This window comes from uncultured Veillonella sp. (assembly GCF_934190855.1).
Lineage (GTDB): Bacteria > Bacillota > Negativicutes > Veillonellales > Veillonellaceae > Veillonella.
The window spans coordinates 1-6,605 of record NZ_CAKPTN010000091.1; the positions used below are offsets into that span (position 1 = coordinate 1).

Sequence of the window (6,605 nt, forward strand, 5' to 3'; positions counted from 1 at the left end):
ATGAAGAGTTCCAAAGCTTATTCCTCAAGATAGGGCGATTACAGTTTTATTTATTGTCCTTAATCCTCAGTGGATTTATCGTATTTGGACATAGCTTCCTTCATTACTGGGTTGGCGACGGTTTTGATTTGGTATATATCATTACCTTGCTCATCATTGTACCTTTCACAATCGACTTAATTCAGAACGTAGGTCTTGCTATTATGCAGGCTCGCAATGTGTACCATGTGCGCGCCGTAGTGTATGTCCTCGTTGGCACATTAAACGTAGTGCTTGCGTACTTCTGGATCGATGCGTACGGCATCATCGGTGGTGCGGCGGCTACCGGCCTCTCTATGGTGCTTGGTAATGGTCTCATCATGAATGTGTACTACCAACGGACGATGAAGCTGAACATCATTCATTTCTGGAAAGAAATTTTCTGGTTGTCCCTCGTTACCATTGTCGTAACAGCAGCGGGCTTATATATTATTCCGTATATTGATTTAAACAAATCCATTTATATTCTGATTATTAGTATGTTAGTATACGCTTTTATGTACTTCGGGCTTCAACGAGTGATTAATTTTAACGCTTATGAGAAGCAGCTAAGTGATTCAGTTTTAGTGAAATTAAGATTGAAGAAAAGGTAATACTAAGGAGATAAACATGAACAAACGTAAGTTATTAATGGCATTGGTAGGCGCTTGCTTGGCTTGTAATGTAGCTATGGCAAATGCAGCTGGTGTTGAGTATATGGGTGGCGTTTCTACTTCTTATAATCAAGAGGTACAAGACGTATCTGTCGTTGATAGCCATATTAAAGGCAGAGAGGTCGTTACTTTCAAAACAAAACATCCTACAAAGGAACAAAAGTTGACGATTGTCCTAGAAAATGGCGAGTACATTGATCCAAAGGACAGCGTATTTTCCTTGGCTCGTACAGATATTGGGGCCTACCGTTTATCTAAATACGATAAAATCAATCTTCATATGCTAGGGTATAGCAATGGGGAGCTCGGCTTTACTGGTGGCGGTGATGCGACAAGTAAATCTGGTATTACCCTCATGATTGGTCCAGATGGTCGTATTAACACACCATATACTGGTGTTATTAAATTGTCTGGTCTTACATTGGAGGAAGCAACTGCGTTGCTGAACCAAAAATTCTCCAGATATGTACATGATCCAGATCTTACAGTAAACGTGTCTGAATACGGCGGCCGTCAAGTCTATGTAATGGGTGAAGTACCAAAACCTGGTATCTACCGTTTAGGTGCTGATTACATGAACGTATTTGCTGCCATTTCTAGCGCGCAAGGCACAGCTAGAAAGGCTCGTCCACGTCATATCCAAGTGGTACGCGTTATCGATGATACTGTATACGTACGCGAAGTAGATATGGAAGCTTTCATCAAGAAACAAGATATTAAACAAAACATCGCTCTTGAAGATGGCGATATGATCTACGTACCTAAATCTCACCGTATTATTCCAAGTGATATTGCACCATTTGCATCACTTGCTTATACACTTCATAATGTAACTAACTAATTTTAGTGAAAGCGGAGGGAGAGTATTACCATGAATGTAGCTATCATTTTTGCAGGTGGTACGGGACAACGCATGAGCTCGTCCGGTATTCCCAAACAATTTTTGCTAGTCAATCAAAAGCCAATTATCGTCCATACATTGGAGCATTTCCAATATGCGCCAAGTATCGACAAGATTATTGTAGTGTCCTTAGCGTCAGGGATTCCTCAAGTGGAGTCCTTGGTGGCTAAGTTTGGTCTAACTAAGGTTGTATCTATCATTCCTGGTGGTAGCACAGGTCAGGAATCTATCTTCCGCGGCTTGGAAGAATGTCGAAGATTATTCGATGATGAGACTGTGGTCCTCTTACATGACGGCGTTAGACCGATTATCAATGAAATGATGATTGAAGAGTGCATTTCCTGCGTGCTTCATCATGGTAATGCTATAACCGTAGCACCGTCTACGGAAACTACCTTCGTAAAAGGGGACGAACCTCATACGGCAGGTAAGATTCTAGATCGATCGCAATGCGTTATCGCTAAAGCGCCGCAGTGCTTCTTCTTAGGCGATATTCATAAGGCTCATCTCAAGTCGAACGAAGAGAAACTAGAATTCATCGACTCTGCGTCTATGATGCAGCACTTTGGGCACACTTTGTATCTAGTGGAGGGCTTGCCTGCGAACATTAAGATTACAACGCCAATCGACTTCTATACATTTAAAGCCTATTTAGATGTACAAGATAGTATGAATGTAATTGGTTTATAGTTACTTAGAGGATAGATAATGAACACAGTACTACAAGATGAGTTGATGCGGACCGTCAATAGCAACAAGGATTTGTTTAATTATTTCAGTGGTAGCACCATGTTAATTACTGGTGCTACTGGCTTGATTGGCTCTATGCTCATCAAGTCCATTATGACTGCTAACGATGTATTAAATACAAATATCCGCGTTATCGGTCACGTGCGCAATCTAGAAAAAGCAGAAACTGTTTTTGAAGGGTTTAAGCGAGATACTTTTACCATTACGAACGTAAAGGTAAAGGATATTGCTGAGCCTATCGACTATATTGTTCATACCGCATCACCGACGCAGTCCAAGTTCTTTATCAGTAATCCTGTAGAAACCTTGCATACATCCATCAATCAAACGGTGGAATGCTTGGAGCTTTCAAAAGCACAAAACATTAAGAATATGGTCTATTTGTCCTCTATGGAGCAATACGGCATCCAATACGAGGATTACCAAACAATGACCGAAGATGATTTGGGGTATATCAATCATCTAGATACGCGCAGTTCCTATTCGGAAGGCAAGCGCGCCTGCGAATGTTACTGTTATGCCTATGCCAAGGAATACGGCGTGAACGTCACCATTGCTCGTTTGGCACAAACCTTTGGCCCTGGCGTAGCAGGCGAGGACAACCGCGTATCGATTCAGTTCGCTAAAAGCGCGTTACAAAACAAAAATATCGTTTTGCATACGAAGGGCGAGTCTTTATCGAATTTCTGTTACCTCACCGATGCCTTGACGGGTATTTTAGTATTGCTGAAAGTAGGCGCATCGGGAGAAGCGTACAATATTTGCAATGCTAAGGAAACGAGAAGCATTTATGATATTGCAAAACTCGTGGCCGATGAGGTCGTAGGGGGACGCATTTCCGTAGTGATGGATATTCCTGAAACGAATAACTATGGCTATGCACCAACTGTGAAGTATTATTTAACGGCGGACAAGCTCCAAGCGTTGGGCTGGGCGCCTCAAATCAATATGAAAGAGGGCTATCAACTGCTCATGGATTACTTAGCGCAAGAGGCATAACCCTTTGCTATCTGTGTTATGCTATCTATGTTTTGTAATCTATGAATGTTTGTATATTGCTGCTATTACTGTTATTTTGAGAAATATAGTATGTTTTAATCTTGTATTATTACACTGAGGAGAGTTATCGGGTGAAACGTATTAAATTATTAGTTACAAGCGCTATTATGGCGATGGCCATCGCTCCAGTTTATGGCGCACAAATTGTATCACCAAATGTAAATTTAAATTCTACAACTTATGACATGATCGATTCCTTGCATGCGCAAGGCTATATCGATACATTGCCAACATCCAAGCCTTACAGCCGCTTACAAGTGGCTGAATGGGTACAAGAAGCGAACGGTAAAGTGGATGCTAGTACACCACAATTCGTTCAATCTATGCTTCAAAATCTTGAAACTGAATATGCCGATGATATCCAAACTTTGGCAACAGGCAAACAAGAGTCCAAAGTAGTAGTTGATTCTGCTACTGTATCTGTAACATCTACGAATTCTCCAGAGTACAACCAAAACCGTGGTGGTTGGGTTCGTACGGCGAGCACGTACCAACCATTAAATAGCAATAACAATGGTTATAAATACAATCGCGGCACTACTGTGAGCGGTGAAGTGAATATCCGCGGTACGGCAGGCAATCATGTGGCGTACGCGATTACACCGCGCGCTGATTTATTTGCTGGCGATAACAGTGCACGCCTCGTAAACGGCTACGTGAAAACACACATCGGTGCCGTAGAGGTACAAGCTGGTAAAGATGAGCTATGGTGGGGCCCTATGCACCAATCATCTCTCAATCTTTCCAACAATATGAATGCTTTAACAGGTGTGAAAGTAACGACGATTAACCCTGTAAAAGTAGGCGGTACATTCCGCTTCTTGCGTTCCATTAAGCCCACATTCGTATATGCAAAAATGTCTGATGATCGCAACGATGTAAAACATCCAAACTTTGTAGGTGCCCGTGTTGAAGTGGCTCCTACAAAACGCCTTGTTATTGGTGCGAGCTTGACATCCATTATGGGCGGTGAAGGCCGTCACTTGAGCCTTTCCGACTATGGTCGTTTCTTAACTGGTAAAAACGAAGCTAGCCGTTCCAAAGATAAATGGAACAGCATCGCTGGTTACGATATTAAATGGACATTGCCATCCATGGAAGTATACGGCATGGTATATGGTGAAGACCAAGCTACAGGCCTTGGCTTTATTCCAAGTCCATCTAAAATCGCTTGGACTGCCGGCGTGTACTTGCCAAAACTTGGCAACCACGACGACTGGAACCTTCGCTTAGAAGGCGGTAGAACAAGCAACTGGTGGTATGCTCACTGGTCCTACAACGATGGTTATGTACACAAAGGCAATATCATCGGCGACTACATGGGCAACAGCAGTAATCGCTTATATGCTCGCCTTGGTCACTGGGATAAAAAAGCAAACTTAACAGGCTTTAACGTTGAGTACTTGCGTTTAAACCGCGAACTTAACACAAATGCAAAAGCCCTTAACGTTTGGGTTGATCATAGCCGTAAATTATCTAACGATTGGTCCTTAGCTGCGAAAGTAGGCGTATCTAGACTTCACAACATGACTGATAAAAAAGATAAAACTGCATACCTAGTAGGCGTAGACGTAAAACGCACATTCTAATGTAGAATATAATACTTAATACCTTAATCTAGGAAGATACAAGCGGTATTTAAATCCATAAGATAATATACGATTGTATAAATCTAATAAGATAATACTTAGATACTAAAAGAGGCTGCTCATGTAGAACAGCCTCTTTTATGTTATGTTCAAAATTTGCTATTTTTGAACATAACTACTATAATTTAATTAAATGATGTTCAAAAAATGAGATTTTTGAACACTAATATTGGGGAAATTAATTTGGAGTATAAATTATTATATTTTTATACTTTACTTATAAGAGTACGTTAGGTTAGATAGGAGGGATATAATGAAGTTTGAACCTATGCATAAGATATACTATAAACAAGCCTCTAATTGGCAACGAATACTCGATAATCGTCGTAATTCGGAAAGTTCTATTTCATTGCCTATTCCTATCCATGAATATAATAGACGTAATACATATGATGCATTCTTTATGTATCATCCTGTATTAGTTCAGCTTTTACTATCTTTAGAAGCCAAGAGAAGTGCTTTTATCAATTTAGTGGCTAAAGTGCCTAAAGTCATGATTTTACACGTTATGAACACCTTTCTCTCTACTGAAATTAAGGCAAGTAATGATATTGAAGGCGTTTATAGTAGCCGTAAAGAAATCAAGGCAGCTATTGAGAATAGTGAGAATGATACCTTAAGATTTTCAAATATTATAGCTAAGTATCAATCGATTTTGGATAATCCTCATAGATTTAAGTTTGAAAGTAGTCAAGATATTAGAGGACTATTTGATGACATTATTAGTGATGAAATCGATGCAAAAAATCAGCCCGATGGCAAGTTGTTTAGATGTGATTCTGTAGATATAGTAAATCATCAAGACAAAATAATTCATAGAGGGACTTTGCCTGAGTCACGCATTATTACAGAGCTAGATCAAGCATTAAAGATCCTTAATGATGAGGATCTAGTATTACCTATTCGCGTAGCCATATTCCATTACTATTTTGGCTACATCCATCCCTTCTATGATGGAAATGGACGTACTAATCGTTTTATTTCTACTGCATATTTGGCAAAATATTTTCATCCTCTTGTAGCATTACGTTTATCTGCGGTCATTAATAATAATAAAAAGCAATATTATGATGCTTTTAAAATGACTACTGCTGAGATTAATGGAGGCGACGTAACAACCTTTGTAATCCCTTTTATTTTTCTTATCGAAAAAACGATAGATAGCGCCATGGAGTTATTAGATAAACGTATCAATCGCTTAATGGAAGAACAAGAGAAGTTAAAGGTGTTCTTTAGCGCTGAAAAGATTACAGATCCTTTGCTTCAAGACATATATTTCTTGTTATTACAAGCTCGATTATTTTCTTTAGGTGCTGGTATTAGTAAGGCTGAAATTATGAATGCTTGTGGTAAAAGTAGAGGTACAATTTTTACTAGATTTAAACAAATCCCAAAAGAATATCTTATAAAGGTAAAACACGGTCGTACCGAATCATTTATGTTAAAAATGACTATATTGCCACCTTTAGATAAGGCATAAATTAAAAGACAGTTGATCTAATCAGCTGTCTTGAACCTTATCACCCCAACCCTTGATCGTATTCAAACAAGGGT

6 protein-coding genes are annotated in these 6,605 nt (G+C 39.6%); all 6 read left to right on the forward strand.

Going from position 1 to position 6,605, the window contains the following annotated elements; all coding sequences use genetic code 11:
* Window positions 1-632: lipopolysaccharide biosynthesis protein (locus Q0F90_RS06220; RefSeq protein ID WP_296004205.1), on the forward strand; the 632-nt coding region annotated here is incomplete at its 5' end.
* 16 nt (window positions 633-648) lie between these two features.
* Complete coding sequence (locus tag Q0F90_RS06225; protein ID WP_296004206.1) at window positions 649-1,533, forward strand: polysaccharide biosynthesis/export family protein; 885 nt, start codon at window positions 649-651, stop codon at window positions 1,531-1,533.
* Between the two features lie 30 nt (window positions 1,534-1,563).
* Window positions 1,564-2,283 (forward strand): 2-C-methyl-D-erythritol 4-phosphate cytidylyltransferase, encoded by a 720-nt coding sequence (locus Q0F90_RS06230; protein ID WP_296004207.1) that lies wholly within the window; start codon window positions 1,564-1,566, stop codon window positions 2,281-2,283.
* A gap of 18 nt (window positions 2,284-2,301) precedes the next feature.
* The gene (locus Q0F90_RS06235; RefSeq protein ID WP_296004208.1) at window positions 2,302-3,342 is read left to right on the forward strand and encodes an NAD(P)-dependent oxidoreductase; all 1,041 of its coding nucleotides are present in this window, start codon (window positions 2,302-2,304) and stop codon (window positions 3,340-3,342) included.
* A gap of 131 nt (window positions 3,343-3,473) precedes the next feature.
* Window positions 3,474-4,991 (forward strand): capsule assembly Wzi family protein, encoded by a 1,518-nt coding sequence (locus Q0F90_RS06240; protein ID WP_296004209.1) that lies wholly within the window; start codon window positions 3,474-3,476, stop codon window positions 4,989-4,991.
* Between the two features lie 313 nt (window positions 4,992-5,304).
* Window positions 5,305-6,531 carry a Fic family protein gene (locus Q0F90_RS06245; protein WP_296004210.1) on the forward strand — a complete coding sequence of 409 codons (1,227 nt, stop codon included), beginning with the start codon at window positions 5,305-5,307 and terminating at the stop codon, window positions 6,529-6,531.
* The last annotated feature ends 74 nt before the right edge of the window (window positions 6,532-6,605 follow it).

Coding starts and splice junctions, on each gene's coding strand:
- Q0F90_RS06225 (WP_296004206.1), top strand. CDS start 649: ATGAACAAACGTAAGTTATTAATGGCATTGGTAGGCGCTTGCTTGGCT.
- Q0F90_RS06230 (WP_296004207.1), top strand. CDS start 1,564: ATGAATGTAGCTATCATTTTTGCAGGTGGTACGGGACAACGCATGAGC.
- Q0F90_RS06235 (WP_296004208.1), top strand. CDS start 2,302: ATGAACACAGTACTACAAGATGAGTTGATGCGGACCGTCAATAGCAAC.
- Q0F90_RS06245 (WP_296004210.1), top strand. CDS start 5,305: ATGAAGTTTGAACCTATGCATAAGATATACTATAAACAAGCCTCTAAT.